At 69.6% G+C, this 25273-nt stretch carries 24 protein-coding genes; 7 read left to right on the top strand and 17 right to left on the bottom strand.

Annotated features, from left to right (window positions below; translation table 11 throughout):
• Positions 1 to 60: 60 nt before the first annotated feature.
• Positions 61 to 1524, top strand: coding sequence for a catalase (locus tag SSPS47_RS22240; protein ID WP_164252589.1), 1464 nt, complete (start codon positions 61 to 63; stop codon positions 1522 to 1524).
• Positions 1525 to 1548: 24 nt separating this feature from the next.
• Here the strand turns inward: SSPS47_RS22240 and SSPS47_RS22235 are convergent, their stop codons facing one another.
• Positions 1549 to 3825 (bottom strand): transglycosylase domain-containing protein, encoded by a 2277-nt coding sequence (locus tag SSPS47_RS22235; RefSeq protein ID WP_164252588.1) that lies wholly within the window; start codon positions 3823 to 3825, stop codon positions 1549 to 1551.
• A gap of 270 nt (positions 3826 to 4095) precedes the next feature.
• Here SSPS47_RS22235 and SSPS47_RS22230 point away from each other — a divergent pair, with 270 nt between their 5' ends.
• The 3 genes from SSPS47_RS22230 to SSPS47_RS22220 are packed head-to-tail and all read left to right on the top strand — an operon-like array spanning position 4096 to position 5861.
• A complete protein-coding gene (locus SSPS47_RS22230; protein ID WP_147874061.1) occupies positions 4096 to 5031 on the top strand; it encodes an SPFH domain-containing protein in 936 nt (311 codons plus the stop codon).
• Positions 5028 to 5294, top strand: coding sequence for a hypothetical protein (locus tag SSPS47_RS22225; RefSeq protein WP_164252587.1), 267 nt, complete (start codon positions 5028 to 5030; stop codon positions 5292 to 5294). Before SSPS47_RS22230 ends, SSPS47_RS22225 begins: the two co-directional genes overlap by 4 nt.
• A 21-nt stretch (positions 5295 to 5315) precedes the next feature.
• Positions 5316 to 5861, top strand: a complete 546-nt coding sequence (locus SSPS47_RS22220; RefSeq protein ID WP_164252586.1) for a carboxymuconolactone decarboxylase family protein — start codon at positions 5316 to 5318, stop codon at positions 5859 to 5861.
• A 22-nt stretch (positions 5862 to 5883) separates the two neighbouring features.
• Here the strand turns inward: SSPS47_RS22220 and SSPS47_RS22215 are convergent, their stop codons facing one another.
• The 5 genes from SSPS47_RS22215 to SSPS47_RS22195 form a co-directional block, all read right to left on the bottom strand.
• Entirely contained in the window at positions 5884 to 6663 is a 780-nt protein-coding gene (locus SSPS47_RS22215) for a hypothetical protein (protein WP_164252585.1), read from the bottom strand.
• Complete coding sequence (locus tag SSPS47_RS22210) at positions 6660 to 8054, bottom strand: AI-2E family transporter (protein WP_164252584.1); 1395 nt, start codon at positions 8052 to 8054, stop codon at positions 6660 to 6662. Before SSPS47_RS22210 ends, SSPS47_RS22215 begins: the two co-directional genes overlap by 4 nt.
• 136 nt (positions 8055 to 8190) lie before the next feature.
• Positions 8191 to 8898 (bottom strand): transglycosylase SLT domain-containing protein, encoded by a 708-nt coding sequence (locus tag SSPS47_RS22205; protein WP_164254856.1) that lies wholly within the window; start codon positions 8896 to 8898, stop codon positions 8191 to 8193.
• Positions 8899 to 9289: 391 nt separating this feature from the next.
• Positions 9290 to 10606 carry a PhoH family protein gene (locus SSPS47_RS22200; protein WP_147874067.1) on the bottom strand — a complete coding sequence of 439 codons (1317 nt, stop codon included), beginning with the start codon at positions 10604 to 10606 and terminating at the stop codon, positions 9290 to 9292.
• 413 nt (positions 10607 to 11019) lie between these two features.
• The gene (locus SSPS47_RS22195; RefSeq protein WP_147874068.1) at positions 11020 to 11784 is read right to left on the bottom strand and encodes an isoprenyl transferase; all 765 of its coding nucleotides are present in this window, start codon (positions 11782 to 11784) and stop codon (positions 11020 to 11022) included.
• Positions 11785 to 11972: 188 nt separating this feature from the next.
• Between SSPS47_RS22195 and mgrA the strand changes: the two genes are divergently transcribed.
• On the top strand, positions 11973 to 13010 hold the full coding sequence (gene mgrA / locus SSPS47_RS22190) for an L-glyceraldehyde 3-phosphate reductase (protein ID WP_164252583.1): 1038 nt from the start codon (positions 11973 to 11975) through the stop codon (positions 13008 to 13010).
• A 348-nt stretch (positions 13011 to 13358) separates the two neighbouring features.
• The gene (locus SSPS47_RS22185) at positions 13359 to 14564 is read left to right on the top strand and encodes a winged helix DNA-binding domain-containing protein (RefSeq protein WP_164252582.1); all 1206 of its coding nucleotides are present in this window, start codon (positions 13359 to 13361) and stop codon (positions 14562 to 14564) included.
• A 43-nt stretch (positions 14565 to 14607) separates the two neighbouring features.
• On the opposite strand, the gene SSPS47_RS22180 is transcribed toward SSPS47_RS22185, so the two are convergent.
• Both SSPS47_RS22180 and SSPS47_RS22175 read right to left on the bottom strand, forming a co-directional pair.
• On the bottom strand, positions 14608 to 15402 hold the full coding sequence (locus tag SSPS47_RS22180) for a class I SAM-dependent methyltransferase (RefSeq protein WP_164252581.1): 795 nt from the start codon (positions 15400 to 15402) through the stop codon (positions 14608 to 14610).
• 65 nt (positions 15403 to 15467) lie between these two features.
• Positions 15468 to 16481, bottom strand: a complete 1014-nt coding sequence (locus SSPS47_RS22175) for an A24 family peptidase (RefSeq protein ID WP_164252580.1) — start codon at positions 16479 to 16481, stop codon at positions 15468 to 15470.
• A gap of 125 nt (positions 16482 to 16606) precedes the next feature.
• Here SSPS47_RS22175 and SSPS47_RS22170 point away from each other — a divergent pair, with 125 nt between their 5' ends.
• Positions 16607 to 16960, top strand: a complete 354-nt coding sequence (locus SSPS47_RS22170; RefSeq protein WP_164252579.1) for a DUF192 domain-containing protein — start codon at positions 16607 to 16609, stop codon at positions 16958 to 16960.
• A gap of 16 nt (positions 16961 to 16976) precedes the next feature.
• Here SSPS47_RS22170 and SSPS47_RS22165 read toward each other — a convergent pair whose 3' ends face one another.
• The 9 genes from SSPS47_RS22165 to SSPS47_RS22125 form a co-directional block, all read right to left on the bottom strand.
• Complete coding sequence (locus tag SSPS47_RS22165) at positions 16977 to 17804, bottom strand: hypothetical protein (protein WP_164252578.1); 828 nt, start codon at positions 17802 to 17804, stop codon at positions 16977 to 16979.
• Positions 17805 to 17843: 39 nt separating this feature from the next.
• On the bottom strand, positions 17844 to 19151 hold the full coding sequence (locus SSPS47_RS22160) for a phosphotransferase (RefSeq protein ID WP_239065017.1): 1308 nt from the start codon (positions 19149 to 19151) through the stop codon (positions 17844 to 17846).
• The gene (locus SSPS47_RS22155; protein WP_164252577.1) at positions 19148 to 19483 is read right to left on the bottom strand and encodes a hypothetical protein; all 336 of its coding nucleotides are present in this window, start codon (positions 19481 to 19483) and stop codon (positions 19148 to 19150) included. Before SSPS47_RS22155 ends, SSPS47_RS22160 begins: the two co-directional genes overlap by 4 nt.
• Before the next feature lie 227 nt (positions 19484 to 19710).
• Positions 19711 to 21204: a Hint domain-containing protein gene (locus SSPS47_RS22150; RefSeq protein ID WP_164252576.1), complete on the bottom strand. Its 1494-nt coding sequence runs from the start codon at positions 21202 to 21204 to the stop codon at positions 19711 to 19713.
• 140 nt (positions 21205 to 21344) lie between these two features.
• Complete coding sequence (locus tag SSPS47_RS22145) at positions 21345 to 21743, bottom strand: hypothetical protein (protein WP_147874117.1); 399 nt, start codon at positions 21741 to 21743, stop codon at positions 21345 to 21347.
• The gene (locus SSPS47_RS22140) at positions 21743 to 23224 is read right to left on the bottom strand and encodes a Hint domain-containing protein (protein ID WP_164252575.1); all 1482 of its coding nucleotides are present in this window, start codon (positions 23222 to 23224) and stop codon (positions 21743 to 21745) included. Before SSPS47_RS22140 ends, SSPS47_RS22145 begins: the two co-directional genes overlap by 1 nt.
• Before the next feature lie 259 nt (positions 23225 to 23483).
• Positions 23484 to 23717 (bottom strand): hypothetical protein, encoded by a 234-nt coding sequence (locus tag SSPS47_RS22135; RefSeq protein WP_078075313.1) that lies wholly within the window; start codon positions 23715 to 23717, stop codon positions 23484 to 23486.
• A gap of 285 nt (positions 23718 to 24002) precedes the next feature.
• On the bottom strand, positions 24003 to 24575 hold the full coding sequence (locus SSPS47_RS22130) for an OmpA family protein (RefSeq protein WP_239065319.1): 573 nt from the start codon (positions 24573 to 24575) through the stop codon (positions 24003 to 24005).
• Between the two features lie 95 nt (positions 24576 to 24670).
• Positions 24671 to 25264, bottom strand: a complete 594-nt coding sequence (locus SSPS47_RS22125; protein ID WP_164252573.1) for a hypothetical protein — start codon at positions 25262 to 25264, stop codon at positions 24671 to 24673.
• Positions 25265 to 25273 lie beyond the last annotated feature (9 nt).

Here is a 25273-nt window from a genome sequence, read left to right as displayed (position 1 = left end):
CGCTGTCGTCCCGTGGCGCGGGAACCCCGCCGCGGGAACCCCTATGACGGGAGAACACTCGTGACCGGGTCGACCCCCAAGGCGCCGTACACGACCAACAACGCCGGTATCCCGGTGGAGAGCGACGAGAACTCGCTCACCGTGGGGCCGGACGGTCCGATCCTGCTCCAGGACCACTACCTCATCGAGAAGATGGCCCAGTTCAACCGGGAACGGGTCCCCGAGAGGGTCGTCCACGCCAAGGGCTCGGGCGCCTACGGCGTGTTCGAAGTGACCGACGACGTCAGCCAGTTCACCAAGGCGGACCTCTTCCAGCCGGGCAAGCGCACCGAGATGCTGGCCCGCTTCTCGACGGTCGCCGGTGAGTTCGGCTCCCCCGACACCTGGCGCGACCCCCGCGGCTTCGCCCTGAAGTTCTATACGGAACAGGGCAATTACGACCTGGTGGGCAACAACACGCCGGTCTTCTTCGTACGCGACACGATCAAGTTCCAGGACTTCATCCGCTCGCAGAAGCGCCACCCTGCCACCGGGCTGCGCAGCAACGACATGCAGTGGGACTTCTGGACCCTGTCCCCCGAGTCCGCACACCAGGTGACATGGCTGATGGGTGACCGGGGCATCCCGAAGTCCTTCCGCCACATGAACGGCTACGGCTCGCACACCTATATGTGGGTGAACGCCGCCGGTGAGCGCTTCTGGGTCAAGTACCACTTCAAGACCGACCAGGGCATCGACTACCTCAGCCAGGCGGACGCCGACGAGCTGGCGGGCTCGGACGCGGACCACCACCGCCGGGACCTCTACGAGTCGATCGAGTCGGGGAACGCCCCGACCTGGAGCCTGAAGGTCCAGATCATGCCGTTCGAGGAGGCGGCCGACTACCGCTTCAACCCGTTCGACCTGACGAAGGTGTGGCCGCACGGCGACTACCCGCTGATCGACGTCGGCCGGATGACGCTCAACAGGAACCCGGACAATTTCTTCGTCCATGTCGAGCAGGCCGCCTTCGAGCCGTCGAACATGGTCCCGGGCATCGGTCCGTCCCCGGACAAGATGCTGCTGGGCCGGCTCTTCTCGTACCCGGACACCCACCGGTACCGGATCGGTCCGAACTACGCGCAGCTGCCGCCCAACCGGCCGCACTCGCCGGTGAACTCGTACGCCAAGGACGGCCCGATGCGGTACGTCGCCTCCAACGCGGCGATGCCCTACGCCCCCAACTCGTACGGCGGCCCGGCCGCCGACACGCAGAACTACGGCGACCCGGCGGGCTGGGCGGCGGCGGGCGAGATGGTCCGCGAGGCGTACACGAAGCGGCGCGAGGACGACGACTGGGGCCAGGCGGGCACCCAGGTCCGCAACGTGCTCGACGACGCGCAGCGCGACAGGCTCGTGTCGAACGTCTCCGGCCATCTGCTCCAGGGCGTGAGCCGCCCGGTCCTGGACCGGGCGCTCCAGTACTGGCGCAACATCGACAAGAACGTCGGTGACCGGATCGCGGGCAAGGTCAACGGCGGCTGACCGGCCAGCGCCGGACGACCGACGCTAGGGCGCGAACCGCGAGCGCTCACCGCCACCGTTCGAGCCGTTCGTGCCGCCGTTGGAACCGCCCGCGGAGCCCGCTCCGCCGTTGTCGGTGCCTCCGTCGGTGCCGCCGGTGTCCCCACCGCCGACGCCCCCGTCCGCACCCGGCTCGGGCGGCGGGGCGGGCGGCTCGCTGGACGGCGGGGGCTCGGACGCCGGCGGGCTGCTGCCCGGATCCGGCTGGTCGGGCGGCGGGCTCGACGGGTCGTCGTTCGTCGGCTCGTCGGAGGGTGTCGGGTCCGGCGGGGGCGGCGGAGGTACGTAGGCGTCCTCGGCGACTTCCAGGTCGAACGAGGCGTCGGAGCCACCGCCCAGCGCGCCCAGGGTGTAGTCGGCCCAGATCCTGGCGGGGAAGCCACCACCGTTGGCGCGGCCCGAGTTGGCCGTGCCGGTCAGGGTGACCTGGCCGCCGCCCTCCTTGGTCGACTCGCCGAACAGGGCCACCACCGTGGTCAGTTCGGGCGTGTAGCCGGCGAACCACGCCGACTTGTTGTTCTCCGACGTACCGGTCTTGCCCGCCGCCTCGTACGCGTCGGTGTTCGCCTCGTGCGCCGTACCGTTCTTGACGACGCCGGTGAGCGCCGAGGTGACGGTGTCGGCGGACTCGCGGCTGATCGCCTGGTCGCCGATCCGCTCGGGCAGCTCCACGTCCCGGTCCTTGTGCTCGGCGGACTTGAGGATCGACGGGGTGACCTTCTCGCCGTGGTTGTCGAGCGTCGCGTAGACGCCCGCCATGTCCCAGGTGGAGGCCTGCATCGTGCCCAGCGTGATCGCGGGGCGCTCGGGGAAGTTCTTGTCCCGCATGCCCAGGTCCAGCGCGGTCTTCTTCACCTCGGGCGGGCCGACGTCCACGACCATCTGTGCGAAGACGGAGTTGACGGAGTCGTTGGCCGCTTCCTGCACGGTGATGTCGCCGTAGTCGACGTCGTCCTCGTTCTGCGGCGCGAAGGGGGTGTCGCTGCCGACCACCGGCCGCTTGCTGGTGCCGTCGTAAACGGTCTTGAGCCCGATCCGGTCGCCGTCCTGCGTCTTCGACCTGTTCTCCAGCGCCGAGGCGAGCACGACCGGCTTGAAGGTCGACGCGGGCTGGTAGTCGGTGCGGGTGGCGTTGTTGATCCAGTGCTCGGTGGCGCCGACCCCGCCGTAGAGCGCGACCACCGCGCCCGTCTTCGGGTCCACCGACGTGGCGCCCGCCTGAACGGTCGCGTCGACCTTGCTCTTCTTACGGTCGAGCTTGGACTCCAGCTGTTTGTCGACCGCGCCCACGAGCTCCTTCTGGCGCTTCTTGTCGACGCTCAGCGTGATCGTCCAGCCGCCGGCGTCGATCTCCTCCTTGGTGACGCCCTGCCGCTCCAGCTCGCTGTTGGCGGCGTCGATGAGATAACCGGCCTGTCCCTCGGTGCCGGGGGCGGGCTTGGGCTTCTGCGGTACGGGGAACTTCAGCCCGGCCCGCTCCGTACCGCCCAGCCAGTTCTCCTCGGCCATGTTGTCCAGGACGTAGTTCCAGCGCTCGGTGACGAGCTTCCTGCCGGTCTCCGAGGCCAGGGTCCAGTCGTACTGGTTGGGGGCCTGGAGCAGCGCGGCGAGGTACGCGCCCTGCGCGACGTCCAGCTTGGCCGCGTCCACGCCGTAGTACGCCTGCGCCGCGGCCTGGATGCCGTACGCGCCCCGCCCGTAGTAGCTGGTGTTCATGTACCCGGCGAGGATGTCGCTCTTGCTCATCTGCTGGTCGACCTTCAGCGAGATCACCAGCTCCTTGAGCTTGCGGGTGACCGTCTGGTCCTGGTTCAGGTAGTAGTTCTTCACGTACTGCTGGGTGATGGTGGAACCACCCTGTTTGCCCTTGCCCGAGACGGTGTTCACCAGGCCGCGGGTCGTGCCCTTGATGTCGACGCCGGAGTCCTTGTAGAAGGACTTGTTCTCGGCGGCGACGAAGGCCCGCTGGACGTCCTTGGGGACCTTCTCCAGGCCGACTATCTCGCGGTTGATCTCGCCGGTCCGCGCCAGGACCGTGCCGTCGCTGTACTTGTAGACGTTGCTCTGCATCTCGGCCTGGGCGTTGGCCTTCGGGACCGGGACCAGGAAATAGATCACGACGAACGCGCCCATGGCGAGCAGGCACAGCCCGAGGAACGTGCCGAGCAGCCTCTTCAACGTGAAGAAGCCACGTATGCCGCCGGCCCTCTTCGCCCGGCGCGTTCCCCGCTGCCGGGCCTGTCGCGCTTCCGCTCGGCCCATCGCTCAGTCGCTCCGCTCTCGGTCTCGGGTCTCGTCCTGCCGGGCCTCGTCCGGTTGTCAGCTTGTCCCAGTTGCCGGAATCAGCTCAGAAAGCTAACACCGTCCCCTGTGACAAAGAGTCCCGATCCGGTCTTTTCCGACGTGACAATCAGCACCTGCCTCAGAGGAACCGACTCACGACGGGGGCGCAGGGTTGCGAAGCACGTTAATGTGTAATCACAATGATAGCGGCGCCGAGCGGCGCGAAAGTAACGGAAACGGGGACCAGACATGCCCACGACCAGCACTCCAGTGGTGGACGACCTGCCCGAGATGCCCGAGCCACGGGTCCGGGAATTCCAGGCGAGCAGTATCGGCGGCGGCCTCGCGCTGCTGCTCGGGCTGATCGGCCTGGTCGGCGGAATCGCCCTCGTCGTGATCGGCGCGGCCATCTCGTCGACCGGCGGGAAGGTGGCCCTGATCGTGCTCGGTATCCTGCTCGCGATCGCCGCGTTCTTCGCGATGTGCGGGCTGAACATGGTGGCGCCGGGCGAGGCCCGCGTCGTCCAGCTGTTCGGGCGCTACCGCGGCACGATCCGCGTCGACGGACTGCGCTGGGTGAACCCGCTCACCTCACGCGCGAAGATCTCGACCCGCGTACGGAACCACGAGACCGCCGTCCTCAAGGTCAACGACGCCTACGGCAACCCGATCGAACTGGCGGCGGTCGTCGTCTGGCGGGTCGAGGACACCGCGCAGGCGCTCTTCGAGGTGGACGACTTCCTGGAGTTCGTCTCCACCCAGACCGAGGCCGCGGTCCGGCACATCGCGATCGAGTACCCCTACGACGCCCACGAGGAGGACGGTCTCTCGCTGCGCGGCAACGCCGAGGAGATCACCGAGAAGCTCGCCGTCGAACTGCACGCACGGGTCGAGGCGGCCGGAGTACACATCATCGAGTCCCGCTTCACCCACCTCGCGTACGCTCCCGAGATCGCCTCGGCGATGCTCCAGCGCCAGCAGGCGGGCGCGGTCGTCGCCGCGCGGCGGCTGATCGTGGACGGCGCCGTCGGGATGGTCGAGGCGGCCCTCACCCGGCTGACCGAGCAGGACATCGTCGAGCTGGACTCCGAGCGGAAGGCGGCGATGGTCAGCAACCTGCTGGTCGTACTCTGCGGTGACCGGGCCGCGCAGCCGGTCGTGAACACGGGCACTCTCTACCAGTGACCGAACGGAAGCAGGTCATCCTGCGCCTGGACCCGGCGGTGTACGACGCCCTGGCACGATGGGCGTCCGACGAACTGCGCAGCGCCAACGCGCAGATCGAGTTCCTGCTCCGCCGGGCCCTGGCGGAAGGGGGCCGGCTCCCCGGCAACGCGAAGCCGATCCCCCGCCGGGGCAGGCCTCCGAAGGCACCGAAGCCTCCGGAACAGCCCGGCGAGGCGGCAGCGCCGACCACCGACCCCGCCCCCGACGACCAAGCACCCTAGGTCCAGTCCCAGGAGAGCACGATGTCACTCGACGCGCTGAAGGCCGCCGTTCCCGACTACGCCAGGGACCTGCGCCGCAACCTCGACGCGGTCGTCGAGCACGGCGGACTCGGCCAACAGCGCCTGTGGGGGGCGGTGCTCGCCTGCGCGATCGCCGCGCGCTCGGCCCGGGTGCTGCGCGAGCTGGCGCCCGAGGCCGGGGCGCGGCTCTCCCCCGAGGCCTTCACCGCGGCCAAGTCGGCCGCCGCCGTCATGGCGGTGAACAACGTCTTCCACCGGACCCGGCATCTGCTGTCCGACCCCGCGTACGGAGAGCTGCGCACGGGCCTGCGGATGACCGCGCTCGGTCATCCGGGCGTCCCGAAGGCCGACATCGAGTTCTGGTCGTTCGCGGTGTCCGCGATCAACGCCTGCGGACTGTGCCTCGACGCCCACGAGCGGGCGCTGCGCAGGCTGGAGGTGGACCGCGAGACGATCCAGGAGGCCATCAAGATCGCGGCCGTGATCCAGGCCCTGGCGACGACGCTCGACGCGGAGGCCGTCATGCACGGCCTCGGCGACGCCTGACTGCCGGACGCGAGCGCCCCGGTCACTTCTTCTTGAGCTCGTCCATCAGCGCCAGCATGTCCTCGACCATGGCCGGTTCGAGGCCGCCGAGGTGCACGATGCCCCGGTCGTCGCTCTCGAAGCCGGGGTTCAGCGGATCCGCGTCGTTGTACTCGGTGACCTGGCCGACGGAGAGCGAGAGCACCGCCTGTCCGTCGAGGACCTCCAGTGACGGGCTCTCGTCGCCGGGCCGGCTCACCAGGTAGGCGCGCTCCCCCACTTCGGGGACGAGCTTCAGGATCTGTTCCCCGGCCCCCTGGTCGGCCGGTTCGACCAGGGACGCGTCGAACTGCGGCCCCGGATCGGTCTTCTTGTGCAGCGTGTACGTGATCTCCGCGTATGCCCGTACGGTCGGCCCCCGGTGGCCCTCGGACCTCGGCGGCCGCTCCGGTGCCAGATTGACCGTGCAGACGGCCTGGTCGAGCGCCTTGTCCTCACCCACGGCGGCGAACGGGTCCCGCTTCTTGCCGAGAACCGCGGACAGCGCCGCGAGATCGGCGTCGAGGCACAGGTTGCGGCTGACCCCGTAGCCCTGGAGATCCGGCCCCGCCCTGTCGTACGCCCACAAGGAGCCCGCCCAGACCGCCGACGTCACCAGCACACCGGTCAGCCCCCACACCCATGGGCGCCGCCGCAGCGGCGGCCCCGGTATCAGGGGCGATCCTTCGGCGCCCATGGTCTCGGCCGGGTGCTCCGGGCCCCGCGGCGCGGGCACCGTCGCCGGCGCCGAGAGCTCTCCCTCGAGCTCCGGCTCGGAGATCATTCCTGGCCGTTCCGGGGCTCGGCGGGCGGCGCGTCGGAGACCGGCGCGGCCGGACCGGCGGCCGGCCCCTCGGAGCCCGCCGGGGGCGCGGCCGAGGCGCCCGGGGCGGGCGTCGGGGCGATGTCGAGCGCCGTCGCGCCGTGCGGCCCGGGGCCGCCGCGCATGGCCTGCTCCTGGCTGTACGCGCGGAGGTAGCCGACGACGGTGTTCGTGACGGCGACCAGCGGGACCGCGACGACGGCTCCGGCGATACCCGCGACGAGACCGCCCGTCGCGACCGCGAGGACGACGGCCAGCGGATGCACGCGTACCGCACGGCCGAGAATGAACGGCTGGAGGACGTGGCCCTCGATCTGCTGGACGGCCAGGACGACGATCACCACCATCAGCGCCGTGAACACGTCCTGGGTGACGAGCGCGACGACCACGGCGAGCGCGCCCGAGATCACCGCGCCGACGAGCGGGATGAACGCGCCGAGGAAGATGAACACGGCCAGCGGGACCGCGAGCGGGACGTCGAGGAAGTAAAGACCGAGGCCGATGAAGACGGCGTCGATGAGCGCGACTATCAGAGTGCCGCGCACATACGCGGTGAGCGTGCGCCAGGCGCGCGGTCCGGCCCCGGCGAGGCCCGGACGCGCCGCCGCGGGGAACAGCCTGAGCGACCACTCCCAGATCCGCCGGCCGTCGTAGAGGAGGAAGAGCGTGGAGAACACGGCGAGCAGGATCCCGGTCAGCAGCTCGACCACGACGGTCACACCCTGGATACCGGCGGAGGTGATCTCCTCGGTGTTGGTGCCGATCGCGTCGCTCAGGCTCTTCGCGAGATCGTTGATCTGCTGTTCGGTCACATGGAACGGGCTGTTGAGCAGCCAGCGCTTGAGCTCGTCGATGCCGTCGGTGACGCGGTCGGAGAGCACGTCGATGTTCTCCACGACCTGCCACACCACGAACCAGCCGATGAGACCCATGATGATGAAGCCGGCGAAGGCGGTGACCGCCGTGGCCAGACCACGCGGCAGGCCCCACTTCTTGAGCCTGGCGACCGTGGGCTGGAGGAGTGCGGTGACCAGCAGGGCGCCGACGAAGGCCATCACCACGAGCTGGACGGTGCTGATGATCTTCATCAACACCCAGAGCAGGATGGCCAGTACGACCAGCCGCCAGGCGGCCTCGGCGGCGACCCGCATGCCCCAGGGAATGGCCGCCACGGGCTCCGCCTTGGCCGCGACACTGGGCGCGTAGTCCGGCGGTGCCGGGACGCTGTCGCGTACCGAACCGTCCGCGGGACCGTCGTCCCCCACGGCCTCGGCCCGGCGCTCCCCCAACCGCTCGCCGAGCTCCGTGAGTTCGGCTCCGACCCGGCCGAGCCACCCCGGCAGTTTCGACATGCTCATCCTTCTTCCCCGAGTCGTACTGCCTGACCGTACACGCGCAAAGCCCCTCACCGTAGGACGGGGAGGGGCTTCACAAGGTTGAGCACCGACGGCCTGGGAACCCGGCGGGGAGGTGCCTGGTCCGGCGGACCTAGTACCAGTTGTTGGCCTGCCAGAACGACCAGGCACCGCACGGGCTGCCGTAGCGGTCGTTCATGTAGTTCAGGCCCCACTTGATCTGGGTGGCCGGGTTGGTCTGCCAGTCGGCGCCGGCGGACGCCATCTTCGAGCCGGGCAGCGCCTGGACGAGTCCGTAGGCACCCGACGACGGGTTCTGCGCCTTGTAGTTCCAGGTGGACTCGTGGTCCACGATGTTGCTGAAGCACTGGAACTGGTCGCCGGGGATCATCTGGCGGGCCATGGCCTGGACTTCGGCGACGGAGTACGAGCTCTGCACCGAGAAGTCGGAGGAGTCACGCGTCTCGTCGCGGCTGGCGCGCTCCTCGGCCAGCTTGGCCTCGCGCGCCTGCTCCGCCTTCTCCGCCTTCTCCTCGGCGGCTTCCTTCTTCGCCTTGGCGTCCTTGGCCGCCTGGATACGAGCCGATTCCTCGGCGGACTTCTTCGCTGCCACATCGGCGGCAGTGGCCTGCGCGTCGGCCTGCTGCGTCAAAGACGCGGTCTGGACCTGGGCGTGCTGGCCCGCGGGGATGTCTGCGAGGAGCGTCGTGTCAGCTGCGGTCGCCTCGAAATTGTCGTCCGAGGCCTGGGGAGCGCCCGAAGCGACTCCCACGACTGCGCCGACGGTGGTGACCGCTGTAGCTGATGCCACGGCGAATCCCCGGACCGAGATCCGGCTCACACGGTTTCCTTCCAGCAGCGTCCGCGTACGTGACCTCACGGATGCAATCGTGCCCCTGGCACTGGTCTCCGTACCGCACGTCACGGGAGACACGGGCCCGTCGGCAACTCCCATGGCGGAAGCACCGGATGAAGCGCGGGCGGCATACGACGTCAAGTGTTGAGTTGTGTGGTTCCGCATCCCTGAGGATGCATGTGTGTCGTATGCGGGGCCTGACGGAAGCAAGACTCTGCCGGACGCCCACGCCGCAAGGCAATTCTTCGTTGCGTGGGATAGCTCACACCCCGTTTGGCACACCAGTTTCACGGAAATGGCGGCATGACACAGCGCCGCCCGGCTAGGCTCTTGCGGCCTTGCCGGGCGGCGCCAACTACCGCATTCAGGCGGAGATCTAGCCTTCCTCCAGCATTTCGGTCACGAGCGCCGCGATGGGCGAGCGCTCGGAGCGGTTGAGGGTGACGTGCGCGAAGAGCGGATGGCCCTTGAGCTTCTCGACGACGGCGACCACCCCGTCGTACCTGCCCACACGCAAGTTGTCGCGCTGCGCCACGTCATGGGTCAGCACCACACGCGAGTTGGCACCGATACGGGAGAGAACGGTCAGCAGTACGTTCCGCTCCAGCGACTGGGCCTCGTCGACGATCACGAACGCGTCGTGCAGCGACCGTCCGCGGATGTGCGTCAGGGGCAGCACTTCGAGCATGCCGCGGCCGAGCACCTCCTCGATCACCTCACGGCCGGCGACGGCCGACAGGGTGTCGAACACCGCCTGCGCCCAGGGGCTCATCTTCTCGGCCTCGGTGCCCGGCAGATAGCCGAGCTCCTGCCCGCCGACCGCGTACAGCGGCCGGAAGACCATCACCTTCTTGTGCTGACGGCGCTCCAGGACCGCCTCCAGGCCTGCGCAGAGCGCCAGGGCCGACTTGCCGGTGCCCGCGCGGCCACCCATCGAGATGATGCCGATGTCCGGGTTGAGCAGCAGATCGAGCGCGATGCGCTGCTCGGCGCTGCGGCCGTGGATCCCGAAGGCCTCCCGGTCGCCGCGGACGAGCCTCACATTGCCCTCGGGCGTGATCCGGCCGAGAGCCTTGCCGCGTTCGGACTGGAGGACCAGTCCGGTGTGCACGGGCAGGTCGGCCAGCTCCGGCACGTACAGCGTCTCCTCGGAGAAGAGGAGATCCACCTGCTCGGCGGAGAGCGCCATCTCGCTCATACCGGTCCAGCCGGAGTCGGTGATGGCCAGCTCGGCGCGGTACTCCTCGGCGAGAAGCCCGACCGACGATGCCTTGATGCGCAGCGGCAGATCCTTGGAGACGACGGTGACGTCGTACCCCTCCGCCTGGAGATTGCGCGCCACCGCGAGGATCCGCGAGTCGTTGTCCCCCAATCGGAAGCCGGCGGGAAGGACGCCGGGATCGGAGTGGTTGAGCTCGACGCGCAGCGTGCCGCCCAGATCGCCCAGCGGGATGGGGGCGTCGAGGCGGCCGTAGCGGATCCGGAAGTCGTCGAGCAGGCGCAGGGCCTGCCGGGCGAAGTATCCGAGCTCCGGATGGTGCCTCTTGGCCTCCAACTCCGTGATCACCACGATCGGCAGCACGACTTCGTGCTCGTCGAAGCGGGACATGGCGTTCGGATCGGCCAGCAGGACGCTGGTGTCGAGAACATAGGTGCGCCTGTCGGGCATGCGGCGCTTTGTGCTGGTCACCACGGAAGGACGTACCCCCTCGGACGAGGTCGGAATACGACGGCGTCACGGGCTGTGGTCGCCCGCCTGGCGGCGGACGGCGGACCGGACTCGGGCCCAAGTGCGCGGGCCGAGGACCGGCCCTCCACGGCGCCCGTACGCGTCACCGCACGATCGTCCTGGTGCAAAGGGCCTCCCGGGCGGACGGCTGGGCCGACCGCTGAGATTCGACGCCCGCCGTCATCGCTGACGGTTCTGCTCGGACGTCGACCTGTGGAGAGGTATTCCCTCGAACACGCGCCGCCATGCCACGGCATATGACGGACAGCGTGTGAATCTAGGGTGACGGGACGTCCCGGTGGGTCGTGACCGCCGTTCGGCGCGGACGTCCGGGCGGATTCCGGGGAGGGGTATCGGAGGCCTTGCGGGGCGGGGGCTCAGGCTCCGTAGCGGCGGTGTCGCGCCGCGTAGTCACGCAGGGCCCGGAGGAAGTCGACCTTGCGGAAAGCCGGCCAGAACACTTCGCAGAAGTAGTACTCCGAATGGGCGCTCTGCCAGAGCATGAAGCCCGAGAGCCGCGTCTCACCGCTCGTCCTGATCACCAGGTCGGGGTCGGGCTGGCCGCGTGTGTAGAGGTGTGAGGCGATCAGGTCCGTGTCGACGATCTCGGCGAGCTCCTCGAACGAGGTGCCCTTGCTCGCGTGGTCCAGAAGGAGGGAGCGGACCGCGTCGGCGATCTCCTGCCGGCCGCCGTAGCCGACGGCGACATTGACCAGTATTCCGGTGTTGCCCCGGGTGGCCTGCTCGGCCTCCTTGAGGACGGTCTGCATACGGCCGGGCAGCAGGTCCATCGTGCCGACGTGGTGGACGCGCCAGCGGCCGTCGGCGGCGAGGTCGCGCACGGCGTTCTCGATGATGCCGAGGAGGGGGACCAGCTCGTCGTCGGCGCGGTCGAGGTTGTCCGTGGACAGCAGCCACAGGGTGACCACCTCGACGTCCGTCTCGTCGCACCAGCCGAGCAGGTCCTGGATCTTGCTGGCGCCCGCCTTGTGACCTTGTTCGGTCGTACCGCCGGAGGCTTTCGCCCAGCGGCGGTTCCCGTCGAGAACGACGCCGATGTGCTTCGGCAGCACCTGGGTGTGATCGAGGCGCCTTTCCACCCGGCGTGCGTAGAGCCTGTACACCAGGTCGCGCAAGTTCACTGAGTCCACCTCTTCGATTTCTGATGGGGACCGCCCGCCAGGCGGCCCGCGGGGCCGCCCGTCCACCACGGGGAAGGCCGTCCGCACGAGAGGGGGACCGCCCCTGGCACCCGAAGCCGTCACATTACTGCGCGGGCGGCACGAGGGCCCAACCCGGTCTGTCACAAGTCCGTGATAAGGAATGACTCGTGACTGAATTCCCCTCTTATCTCGCGGCCGAAGACCGTTACGACTCCATGGAGTACCGGCGCAGCGGGCGCAGCGGCCTCAAGCTGCCCGCACTGTCCCTCGGCCTCTGGCACAACTTCGGTGACGACCGGACCCTCGACTCGCAGCGCGCGATCCTGCGCCGCGCTTTCGACCTCGGCGTCACGCACTTCGACCTCGCGAACAACTACGGACCGCCGCCCGGATCGGCGGAGTTGAATTTCGGCAGGATCTTCGCGCAGGACTTCTCGGCCTATCGCGACGAGTTGGTCATCTCGACCAAGGCCGGCTATCTCATGCACCCCGGCCCGTACGGGGAATGGGGTTCCCGTAAGTATCTGACGTCGTCGCTGGACGCCTCCCTCAAGCGGATGGGTCTTGACCACGTCGACATCTTCTACTCCCACCGCTTCGACCCGCACACGCCTCTTGAGGAGACGATGGGCGCGCTGGCGTCCGCGGTCCAGCAGGGCAAGGCGCTCTACGTGGGTGTGTCGTCGTACAAAGCGGAGCAGACCGCCGAGGCGGCAAGGCTGTTGAAGGAGATGGGAGTCCCGGCGCTCATCCACCAGCCCTCCTACTCGATGATCAACCGCTGGATCGAGGACGACGGTCTGCTCGACACGCTGGAGGCGGCCGGCATGGGCTGCATCTCCTTCGTACCGCTGGCGCAGGGCCTGCTGACGAACAAGTACCTGAAGGGGATTCCGGAGGGCTCGCGGGCCACGCAGGGCAAGTCCCTGGACCCCGATCTGCTCTCGGACGAGGTCGTGCGGAGGCTGAAGGGGCTCGACGAGATCGCGCGGCGGCGCGGTCAGTCGCTGGCGCAGCTGGCGATCAACTGGGTGCTGCGCGACGAGCGGATGACGTCGGCGCTGATCGGCGCCTCCAGCGTGAAGCAGTTGGAGGAGAACGTGGCGGCGCTGTCCGGGGCCGCGCTGTCGGCCGACGAGCTGAAGGAGATCGACACCTTCGCCGTGGACACCGAGGGCACCAACATCTGGGCCGGGCGGGGCTGACCTCGGCGCGGACATGAAAACGGGCCGGTCCGTGGGGGGGATACGGACCGGCCCGAGGGGGGGTTTCCACCATAACCCTTCGTAAGTGATGCTGCGTGCCGACACGACGGTCGTCACGCTCCGGAGTTGCCCGATCGCTGCGCCGGACACGTAAAAGGCCCAGGACAGCGGCGTTGAGGGCGCTGTGCGGGGCAGGGCGATGGCGAGAAGTCGCCACCTCCGATGGGAGTACGCGGAAGGGACGGACGGCCTGAGAGGCGCCGCTTTGACGCGAGCCCGCTCCTCTTGCACGTCGAGAACCCTCCCAGCGGACAGAATCTGTCCTCAATGACTCCTAGGCTCGGCCGTATGACGACGAACGACACGGATGTCGGGACCTGGGGTCCGAGTGTGAGCTGGGCCGCGGCCAACGCCCGGCGGCTGGCCCGGCAGGGGCTCACCGCGCCGACGGCCGGTGGCCCCGCCGCCGTCACCGGCGCCATGGTCGGCGCCCACGCACAGGTGCTGTCGGCGGCCGAACTGTCGGTGGCGCTGCGGCTGGACGGCGGCGAGACACGCGAGTCGGTGCGGGCGGCGCTGTGGACCGACGGCAGCCTGGTGAAGACGTTCGGGCCGCGCGGCACCGTACATCTGCTGCCGTCGGCCGATCTGCCCCTGTGGACCGGCGCGCTCTCCGCGCTGCCGGCCGGACGCAACGCCATGCCCGATGGCGTACGGATGAGCGAGGACCAGACGGATCAGGTCGTCGCCGCGATCGCGGACGCGCTGGCGGACGACGACCTCACCGTGGACGAGCTGACCGAGGAGATCGTGGCGCGGACGGGACCGTGGGCCGGCGACCGGGTCATGGACGCGTTCCAGACCAAGTGGCCGCGCTGGCGGCAGATGACACACACGGCGGCGCACCGCGGCGCGCTCTGCTTCGGCCCCAACCGGGGGCGGAAGGTCACCTACACCAACCCGCACCGGATGCTGCCCGGGTTCACCCCGCTGCCGGGGCGGGAGGCGCTCGCCGGGCTCGTGGACCACTATCTGTACGCGTACGGGCCCGCCACCCCGCAGCACTTCGCCAAGTGGCTGGCCATGCCGGTGAATTGGGCCAAGGAGTTGTTCGGCTCGCTCGCGGCGCAGGGCCGGACGGAGCGGGTCTCCTTCGAGGGGGACGCGGCGTGGGTGAAGGCCGGCGACACGGACTTCCCGGTGGAGTCGGCGGTCCGGGGAGCGGTCCGGGGCGTACGGCTCCTCCCCTACTTCGACGCCTTCACCATCGCCTCCCAGCCGCGGACAAGGCTCTTCGCGGGTGCGGCGTACGAGCGGGCGCTCGGGGGCGGGCAGGCCGGGAACTTCCCGGTGCTGCTGATCGACGGGGCCGTCGCCGGGGTGTGGCACCAGCGCCGGTCCGGGAAGTGGATCGACGTGACGGTGGAGCCGCTGGGCACGCTGACCGCCGCGCAGCGCGCGGGACTCGGCGAGCAGGTGGAGCGGACCGGCGAGATCCTTCAGGGCACACCGCGGCTGACGGTCGGGACGGTGTCGGTCGGGGCGCACGCGTAACGGCTGTGGCGTGGTCCGTCGTCGGTGCCTGCCCGGTCCCGGCTCAGCCGGGCTTGACCGCCTCGATCAGGAAGCGTGTCGTGGTGGCCACGAAGGGGCCCTCGGTCTCGATACGGCGGTGAAGGGCGGCGAGTCGGTCCCGGTACCCGTCGACGGTGAAACCGGGCACCATCCAGATCACCTTCCGCAGGAAGTGGACGACGGCGCCGATGTCGTGGAACTCGGTGCGCAGGGCGGCCGTTCGCAGATCCACCACGTCGAGCCCAGCCGCCGAGGCCGCCGCCCCGGCCCGTTCGGGGTCGCGTACGGCACGTGCCTCGTCCGGCTGCGGTCCCAGGAAGTACTCGACCAGTTCGAAGACGCTGGCCGGACCGACCTCCTGGGAGAAGTAGGTGCCGCCGGGCCGCAGGACGCGGGCGATCTCCGTCCACCACGCCCGCACCGGGTGGCGGCTGACGACGAGGTCGAACGCTTCGTCCCCGAAAGGCAGCGGCGGCTCGTCGTGGTCTCCGACGACCGCCACGCCGAGCGGGTGAAGGAGCGCGGTGGCGCGGGCGACGTTCGGCGGCCACGACTCGGTGGCCACGGTCAGTGGCGGCAACTTCGGTACGGAGGCGAGGACTTCACCGCCGCCGGTCTGGATGTCGAGGGCGGCGGTGGCGCGGCCCATCCGCTCCCCCATGGCGCGGGCGTAGCCCCACGGGGGCCGCTCCTCGGTCGCCCGCCCGTCGAGCCAGGAGAAGTCCCAGCCGTCGACGGGGACGGCGTCGGCCTCGGTGATCAGCTCCTCGAACGTACGGGCGCCGGACCGAGGGCAGGAAGAGGGTGTGGTGGACATGGGGGGATGGTGGCAGGAGCCCCGTACCGGCCGCGAACGCATTTCACGCGCGGCGGTCGGCCGGGTCAGGCGGCGAGGGCGCCGAGCAGCACGCCGAGCAGCGCTCCGGCGATCATGAAGGGGCCGAACGGGATCGCGGACTTACGGTTCGCGCGGCGCAGGAGTATCAGCCCGAGCCCGTACAGCGACCCGAGCAGGAATCCGGCGAACGCCCCGACGAAGAGCACCAGCCAGCCGTACCAGCCGAGCACGACACCGAGCGAGAACGCGAGCTTGACGTCGCCGAAGCCCATGCCGTTCGGGTTGATCAGGAAGAGCACGAAGTAGCAGGCGCCGAGGACGAGTCCGCCGAGCAGCGCGGTCGGCCAGGAGCCGCCGTCCCGCGGGAACAGCGCGGCGATCCCGAGCAGCGCGGCGGAGGCCGCCGCGAGCGGCAGCGTCAACTGGTCGGGAAGGCGGTGCACGTTGCGGTCGACGAGCGCGAGCAGTACGGCGAAGGGCGCGAGCAGCAGCCATACGGCGAGTTCGGGCCGGGGGCCGGTGGCGGCGGCGAGCAGGGCGCAGACGAGGGCGGTGATGACGACGACGGGGGCGGAAGGGGTGTGGCGCGCGCCGCGCAGGACGGGCGCGGGGGCCGTCGTGGCGGACGTGGTGTCGGCGTCGTCGCCGGTGTCCGGGTCGCCCCCGGCCGTGTCCGCCGGGTCGTCGGCGCCGCTCGTGGCGGTGTCCGCACCGGGTGCCGTCGCGGCCTCGTCGGTGCGGGGGCGGGCGTCGGTGCGGGCGTCGGTGCGGTGAAGCGCGGCCTCGCCTGCCTCCGCACGCCCCGGCGACGCGGTGGTCACGGAGTCCGTACGTCCGGCCGCGTCCGCCGGTGTCACCACGCTGCCCGCCGCGGCGCACGTCGCGCAGCCCGCGGTGCCGAGCCAGCCCCGTGCGGGCCCGGTGATCGGGTGCCCGGCGTCGCAGCTGTCGCGGTAGGGGTCCTCCGGTTCGACGGAGAGCCGGTACGCGGCGCGCGGCAGGAGGAGCCCGCTGGCTGAGCCCCAGAGGACGGCGACAACGATCAGCGTGGCGTACACAGGTCGACCTTAGAGCGGACCGCGGCGCGGGTCATGGGTCCTGGGGCCCACATCCGGCCGCTCCCGGGCCCAGATCCGGCCTCCGCGACCGGAAGCCGTGCGAGGGAGTCGTATGGTCTACCGCCATGGGGAAATGGCAGAACGGCAAGGGCAGGCTGACGGTCGAGGGCCGGGACGAGTTGGTGGAGCTGGAGATCGCGGCCTCGTACAACACGCGGCGGCGCGGTCTGCTCGGGCGGACCGGGCTCGACGGGGCGCTGCTGATCACGCCGTGCAGCAGCGTCCACACGTTCCGGATGGGCTTCACGATCGATGTGGCCTACCTGGACAAGGAGTTGAAGGTCGTCGACGTCCACACGCTGAAGCCCGGCCGGATGCCGCTGCCCCGGCTGCGGGCCCGGCACGTGCTGGAGGCGGAGGCCGGGGCGATGGAGCGGTGGGGTGTGCGTCCGGGCGTACGGCTGAGCGTGGACGCGTAAGGTCCGCCGTTCGCCGTTACTTGAGCTTGGCCGCCTGTGTCGCGAGCAGGATGGGCGGTATCTCCGGGGTCTTGGCGCCCTCGAAGTTGGCGGTGTAGAAGGTGGCGACGGTGCCGCCCACGCGTAGGACATGGAACACCAGCGGCACCGGATCGCCCTCGAAGTCGCCCGTCACCTGGTATGCGAGGGTGTCGTCGCCCGCCTTGGGGGTCTCTAGGCGCTTCACGGCGGAGTACGTCGACGGGCTGCCCGCGCCGGTCCCCTTGAAGCCGCCCTCGCAGGCCTTGACCGCGTCGTTCAGCCGGCTGAGGAGGGTGGTGGCGCCCTGCGTCCCGTGGGTGGTCAGGAACTCGGAGATGGCGGGGCGGCCGGTCTTCGCGCCGACGAGCTGGCGGTAGACGGCCGCCGAGGCCTCCGGCTCGGGCCTCCCGTTGATCATCGCGGTGAGCGGGGCGCACGCGGGGTCGTCCGCGGTCTCGCCCTGCGCCGGTGGCGCGTCCATCGGTCCGGCCTTGAATGTCGACACGTCGCCGGTGGCGAGCACCGCCGCGTCCAGCTCGGCCTTCGTCAGCTCCTTGCCACCGCCGGCGCCGACGCCCTGCACATTCGGGTCGACCGTCTTCGGCTGCTCCTCCAGGGCCGGCGGTTCCGAGACCTGTCCCGGATCCTTGGAGTCCTTCGGCTCCGCCGTGGCGTCGGCGGCGGCGTCCGGCTTCTTCGGCTTGTCGGCGTCGCCGCCGCCGCTGTCCCCGCCGCCGCAGGCCGTGGTGAGCCCCAGCACGAGCGCGGCCAGCGCGGCGACCGTGCCGGTCCGCCGTGACGTACCTGCGGTGCGCGTCCTCATCGGATTCCCATCTCGCTCTCTACTGACCGGTATCGCACGCTAACAGCGGCTCGCGCCGCCTCGCATGGGTCCGAGGACCCAACGGCGTCCCCTCTGGTTCGCCCCGGTGCCGGGGCCGGTCGGCCTTCTGTCACGGGTACGGGTGGGGGCGGCGGGCCGTACGGGGCGCAGCTCCGGCCAGCGGGTGAGCACCCGACCTGCCATGTCGGCGCTGAGCGTGCCGAGTCCGGCCAGGGATGTGTCCGTGTTCCGGACCATGCGGGCGACGACTTCGAGGCGGTGCAGCAGCCGTTGCCGCGCGGTCGCGGTCCCCCAGGTCCAGTCCTCGCGCGTGAGCCGCGCGAGTTGGTCGGCACTCCCGCGCAGAGCGCGCTCCACGAGCGCGTCGCCGCGGATCAGCCACCCGGCACAGGCGTCGGCGAGTTCGCCTTCGGGTTCGGTGCCGGTGGCCTCGCGCCAGGTGGAGCGGTAGGCGGCCTCGGCGGACAGGAGCAGCGGTTCCGGCGCGGCCGTCACGCACCAGCAGGTGGGGAAGCCGACGCGCAGGTAGGCGAGTTCGTTCAGACCGTTGCCGAGGGACGCCTGCTCGAAGTCGATGAAGCGGATGCCGTCGGCCGTGTGGAGGTCGTTGCCGGGGCAGGGGTCACCGTGCAGGAGGGCGGGGCGGCGCGGGGTCCGGTCGAGCCGTCGGGTCAACCGTTCGAGCTCGTCCGGGACTTGGGCGGGGACGGCGGCGCCGAGCCACCGCGCGAGGGTGAGGAAGGAGTCGATGTCCGTGCGGCCGGGGCCGGACCAGCGGGGCAGCGGGGCCGACTCGGTGTCGGCGGGCGCGGTGGCGGCGGCGGTGTCGGCGGGCGCGGTGGCGGCGGCGGTGTCGGCGGGCGCGGTGGCGGCGGCGGTGTCGGCGGGCGCGGCTTCGGCGGGCGCGGTGTCGGCGGGCGCGGCTTCGGCGGGCGCGGTGGCGTGGAGCCGGGCCAGGGCCGTGGCGTACGCGACCTCCCACCCCTCGCCCGGCGCCCCGTGCTCCACCCGTTCGAGGACCAGCACGCGCGCACTCGGGTCCGTACCGAGCAGCCTCGGTGTGACGGGAGGACTGAGCCGCCCGGCGATGCGGAGCCCGGCGACCTCGCGTGCGTACCGCTCCCCGGCCCCCGGCCCCTGGACGAGCTGCTTGACGACGACCGGTCCGCCACGGGGCAGTTCCGCCGCCCACACCGACGAGCGCGGGCTGCTGTCGAGCAGCCGCACCTCGCCCGGCGCACCGAGGGCGTCCCGCAGCGCGGCCCCGAAGGGCAGCTGCGGCCGTCCGTCGCCACCCCCGGTGCCGGACTCCACGTCGGTGGTCACGACCGGCCCCGGTCCTCGGGGACGTCGCTCCCCTGGGCATCGTCACCGTGCGCGTCGAGTACCGCCATCGCCTCGAAGCGGAATCGGTCCAACTCCGCGTAGGTCTCGGGGAATTGGCCGCGCTGGGTGGCGAACTTGACCGTCGCGCCGTGCGTGAGGAAGTCGTCGTCCACGCCGACGGAGACGATCGCCATGAGGGTGTCGGCCGCCGGCAGACCGTTCGCGGCTCGCAGCGCCGCGACGGCGAATGCCCGTGACCGCGCCACGGCGCCCCGCAGATACGCCTCGCGCTCCTCGGGCAGATCGTGGCAGGGAATTCCGACGTCATTCACGTCCAGCTCGTGCCGGGCGACATCTCCCGACTGCCAGTCTCCGCGCCATCCGGACCCGTCGCCGTAACAGCCGTTGAGCAAAAGGGCACCGGCCGGTCCGGTTCGCCATCCACCGTCGATCAAATCCCGCAGATCTTCCGGGATACTCCCCGGGGTATTCTCCGGGAGACTTTCCGGACCGCCCACCTCGGTGGCTTTCCAGAGCGGCAGCATCAAGGCGTTCATTCTCACGGCGCACTCATTCCGAAGTACTGGTAAGCCTTGTCGATCGCACTCCGCGGAACCTTCTTCGCCAGCTTCGACGAAAGGACGTCCCCGGCCTCCGTACGGAACTTCCCGTCGGCCGGGTCGAAGTAATACTTCTTCGGGTCCGCGCCACGGCCCATGAACTGCACATGGATTCCGGCGCCCGGCTTGCCGGGGTTCTGGTTCTCGATGTCCACGCGGAACGAGCGGTCGGTGGAGGTGTACACCGTCTTGCTGTTGATCACCGGGGCGTCCGCCGGCGTGGTGATGGAGCAGGTTCCGGGCGGCGTGTTGTGTACAAGGACCGGCGTCTCGCCGGCCAGCACATAGTACGTGTGGATGCCGTTGATGGTGAGGTCGTGCGTGGTCTGCCGCTTGGTGTACCGGTCGACGGAGGTCACCTGTACGGACGTACCGGCGGGCGTACGGAGGTCGTCCCCCGCCCGGATGTCACCGGCGTCCGCCCAGCGCTGACGGTCGGTCAGCCAGAAGGGGTGCGTGTCGGTCGCCGTCAGGACCTCGGCGCCCGAGTCCGTGCGGACCGTCAACCGGGTGAAGTCCTTGTCGTGGCGTGTGGTGATCGTCCGCTCGATGGTGCGAGCTTCCGTACGACCGCTCCCGGGGTCGGTCGCGACGACGCGCATACCGACACGGACCTTGTCGATCGCCATCCGTCGGCCGTCGGCGAGCAGCACCGGAGTACCCGGCAGGAAGCTGTGCTTGGGGGCACAGCCGACAGGCTTGTCGCCGGGTTTGTCGCCGTCCTTGGGTTTGTCCTTGTTCTCCTGGTCGAGTTTCTTCTTCGCGTCGGCGAGCTTGTCCTCCGCGTCGTCGACCCGCTTGCGGTTCTTGATCAGACCCTTGAGACCGTCGTACAGATCACCGCCGTGCTTCTTGAGCTTCTTGACCAGCTCGACGGCCTTCTTCCACTTCCACGGAGCGCCGTACTTCGCCGCCAACTTGCCGACCGCCCCGCCCACGATGCTGAGCAGGACATTGATCAGCGTCTCCGTACAGGCGCCCATGTCACCCTTGGTGATGCAGTCCAGAGCATCCGTGATCCCCAACTCGTCGGCCAGGATCTTCGCAAGCTCCTTCGCCGCTTCCTTCGCCTTGTCGGAATCACTCTTCTCCGCGGCTTGAGCGTCCTGAAGCTCCTTCAGCGCGGCCTCATAATCCAACTCCGCCTGCGACTTCTCACCACTGTCATTACCCGTGTCAGAAGCCGGGTCCTCCGCCGCGGGCTCACCGGGCTGCCCCTGGTCGTCGTCCTCATCGCCTTCGGCGACCGAGTCGCTGCCACCACCGCAGTCACCACCACCGGTGATCCTGCAGACCTGGGTACTGATCCCCTCCGCCAGCGCCGGCCCCACACCCGTACCGACCAGCGCACCCACGATCGCCGCCACCACGACAACGAGGCCCACGTACTCGATGGCCCCCTGCCCCCGCTGCGACCAACGCAACGCACCCAACAGCCGAGCGTCGGTGCGCAACCCCAGCCGCAAACGACGCACGACCCATCCCCCTATACGTCAGCCTCTGGTGGTACAGGACACAGGAATGGGCCGTGCAGTTCCCTCGGGAACGTCAGTCCTCGCTACGGCACGCGTCCCTATGGTCGCTGCGCGTCGCTCGGGGTCTGCCCGTAGTACTGCTTGACGGTTCGTCCGAGCTTCCGCTGGACGGACCGCAGTACCTTGATCGTCGCCTCGTCACTGCGTCCGGTGGTCGTCGGCCATTCGAATCCCGTGCCCGCCAGGTCGCTGACGAACACGATCTCGACGGCGAGCAGGATCCGTGCCCAGTCGACCGGGGCAAGAGGCACGTCGTCGGCGAGCGCCCGCCGTAGCCGGGGGCACTGGTCGAGCAGGTCGCGCTCGCTCTCGAATCCCATGCCCACGGCGAGTTGGTCCGAGCACCGGGCGGGCCCGCCCCATTCCAGGAGTGCCCGCCGCAGCATCGCCGTCTCGTCCTCGGCGAGCAGTGCGCTCGCCGCCACTTCGCTGCCCATCAGTTGAGTTCCGCCCAGTAGTCTTCCAGCGATGCCGGGTCCCTGCGGAAGATGGTTCCGCCGTCCGGATGCATCGGGTCATGAATCACGATGGTCGTGCCGTCCTTGCCGAGGTATGCCTTCCGGCCGCTGCCAAGAGGCTTGGTCCGCGAGGGATTCTTCATCACATCGGTGGCGAGCTTGCCGAGGTCTTCCGCCGAGACGCCGGGGAAGTCCTTCGCGTGCTTGTTGTCCGCGTGGCCACTCGCGATGTCGCCGGCGTCTTCGAGCCGCTCCTCGTCGGTGCACCAGTCGTTGTTGTGCACGAGGACCGGGGTGTCACCTGCGACGACATAGTACGTGTGGATGCCGTTGATGGTGAGGTCGTGCGTGGTCTGCCGCTTGGTGTACCGGTCGACGGAGGTCACCTGTACGGACGTACCGGCGGGCGTACGGAGGTCGTCCCCCGCCCGGATGTCACCGGCGTCCGCCCAGCGCTGACGGTCGGTCAGCCAGAAGGGGTGCGTGTCGGTCGCCGTCAGGACCTCGGCGCCCGAGTCCGTGCGGACCGTCAACCGGGTGAAGTCCTTGTCGTCGTGCGTGGTGATCGTCCGCTCGATCGCGCGGGCCTCGCTCCGGCCGCTCTTCGGATCGGTGGCGACGACGTACATACCGGCGCGCAGCTTGTCGATCGCCATCCGTCGGCCGTCGGCGAGCAGCACCGGAGTACCCGGCAGGAAGCTGTGCTTGACGGCGCAGGACTCCGGTTTGTCCTCGGGTTTGTCGCCGTCCTTGGGTTTGTCCTTGTTCTCCTGGTCGAGTTTCTTCTTCGCGTCGGCGAGCTTGTCCTCCGCGTCGTCGACCCGCTTGCGGTTCTTGATCAGACCCTTGAGACCGTCGTACAGATCACCGCCGTGCTTCTTGAGCTTCTTGACCAGCTCGACGGCCTTCTTCCACTTCCACGGAGCGCCGTACTTCGCCGCCAACTTGCCGACCGCCCCGCCCACGATGCTGAGCAGGACATTGATCAGCGTCTCCGTACAGGCGCCCATGTCACCCTTGGTGATGCAGTCCAGAGCATCCGTGATCCCCAACTCGTCGGCCAGGATCTTCGCAAGCTCCTTCGCCGCTTCCTTCGCCTTGTCGGAATCACTCTTCTCCGCGGCTTGAGCGTCCTGAAGCTCCTTCAGCGCGGCCTCATAATCCAACTCCGCCTGCGACTTCTCACCACTGTCATTACCCGTGTCAGAAGCCGGGTCCTCCGCCGCGGGCTCACCGGGCTGCCCCTGGTCGTCGTCCTCATCGCCTTCGGCGACCGAGTCGCTGCCACCACCGCAGTCACCACCACCGGTGATCCTGCAGACCTGGGTACTGATCCCCTCCGCCAGCGCCGGCCCCACACCCGTACCGACCAGCGCACCCACGATCGCCGCCACCACGACAACGAGGCCCACGTACTCGATGGCCCCCTGCCCCCGCTGCGACCAACGCAACGCACCCAACAGCCGAGCGTCGGTGCGCGGCATAGCCGGCCGCGCACGACGACGGATCTGACGAACCCGACGTACTACCCCCGATGGCAACATACCCACGACGCTACGGCCCGGCCTCGGACCGGGTCATGGGCCCCAGGGCCCAACTGGGGCTCAAAGGCCGGGTGGGCGGGCCCGGGAACACGAGTAGGGCAGGTCCGGTTCCATCCTGGCCTGGGATGGAAGCGTCCTGCCCTGCTCGATGGGGGTGTGTGTGATCTGTGGGTGATCAGCCGCCGAGGATCTCGCCGACCTTGTCGGTCAGACCGCCGGCGATCTCGTCCGCGACACCGGAGCCGACGATCGCGGCGATGATCAGGGCGACGAGGACGATGACGCCGACGTACTCGACGGCGCCCTGGCCCTTGTCGCTGCGGCGCTTCATCGCGGTGACGGCGGTGTTCGCCCAGGTGCCGACGTAGAGCTTGGCGTTGGTGGCGGCCTTCAGCGTGACGTTCGACATGAGCTTTCCCCTTATGTGTCGGCCGGCCGGTGACCGGCCGACTCGTACGAGTCCTTGGTGTCGCCCCGCGTTTCCGGCTTCCTCCTGGCCGGACTCGCTGGCGACATGAGAAACATACGAAGAGGCGGCACCCACCGGCATGGGCCCCAAGACCCAAGTCCAGGCCCAACCCACGAACTGGGCCCCGCCAGGCATGTGCGCCGGATTGACGCCCGCAGAACACAGCGCTGCCCCGAGTCGTCCGAACTGAGGACGACCGGGGCAGCGCTGCGTCGTGCGATGCGATCAGTTCTGGGAACTGTCCGCCTCACCGCGCGGGAAGGAGACCTCCACGCGGCGGTTCTTCTTACGACCCTCTTCGTCGCTGTTGTCAGCGATCGGGAACTGCTCGCCGTAGCCACGGATCTCGAAGGTGATCCCGGCGGAGGACAACTCCTTCTCCAGAACGCCGTGTACGGCTTCGGCGCGCTGCTTGGAGAGCACGTCTCCGTGGGCGGACGAGCCGAGGTTGTCGGTGAAGCCGAAGACCCGGACCTTCTTGGCGCCCTGCTTCTCGATCTCCGCGGCGACTTCGGCGATCCGCGCGTTCGCCGCCCCGGAGAGCTTCGAGCTGTCCTTGCCGAAGAGGACCTCGGCCTGGAGCGCGAACTTCACACTCTCGCTGGTGTCCTCGCGGCGTTCTTCGCCGCCCTCTGACTCGACCACCGAGATGATCGGCAGCACCTTCGCCGGAGCGAGAGTGGCGCCGTCACGGAGCTTGAGGCCGGGGCTGTTGCCGTCGACCTCGGGCGGTGGCTGGGTCGACTCAGTCCCCGGTGGCGTACTCGGCGACTCGTCGGCGGACGCGCTCGCCGCCATGGTGAACTGCACACTGGTGAACAGGACAGCCGCCGCGATGGCTGTCGCCGCGGGCCGTACGCCCGTCCTGCCCGTGCGCCGCGTCGTGGCACGCATCAGGAGATCTCAATCGTCGCGGTGGGCATCGTGGGCATCTGAAGGTCGACCTGCGTCGTCCCGTCCGGCGGGGCGGGGAACTGGGCGAAGAACGCCTCGCTGGCGCCCGCGTCCACAAGGCCGATACCGGTGGTGGTCAGCGGGTTCGCATCGGTGTCCCGCAGCACGTAGTAGCGCTTCTTCTCCGCCTTGTCGACGAGGGTGAATCCCGCGAGGGAACGGCCGGTCCGCTGGACCTGTGTCTCACGGCCGTTCCACTCGGTGGGTACGCCCACCTTCTTGTCGCCGGTGTTCTTGATCGTTCCCGTGACTGTCAGGAACCCGCCGTCGTCGCGCGCGGCGGTGTGGATGACGACCTGGAATCCGTCGCTGCCGTTGACGGTGGCCAGCGTCTGGCTGGTGTCCGGCACCGTGTTCCCGCCGCCGTCCTCCGTCTTGTCGGCCGCCGGCGCGGAGGACGACGAGGACTTGCCCGCGTCGTCGTCCCCGCCGTCGTCCCCTCCGCCGCAGGCCGCCAGGGACACGGTCAGCACCACGGCCGCGAGGACGCTTCCCGCCGCCCTCCTGGCCTTCGTTCCATGCCGCATATTCATCAGTAATTG

It is taken from the genome of Streptomyces sp. S4.7, assembly GCF_010384365.1.
Classification (GTDB): Bacteria; Actinomycetota; Actinomycetes; order Streptomycetales; family Streptomycetaceae; genus Streptomyces.
This window is presented reverse-complemented; position numbering and strand designations above follow the sequence as displayed.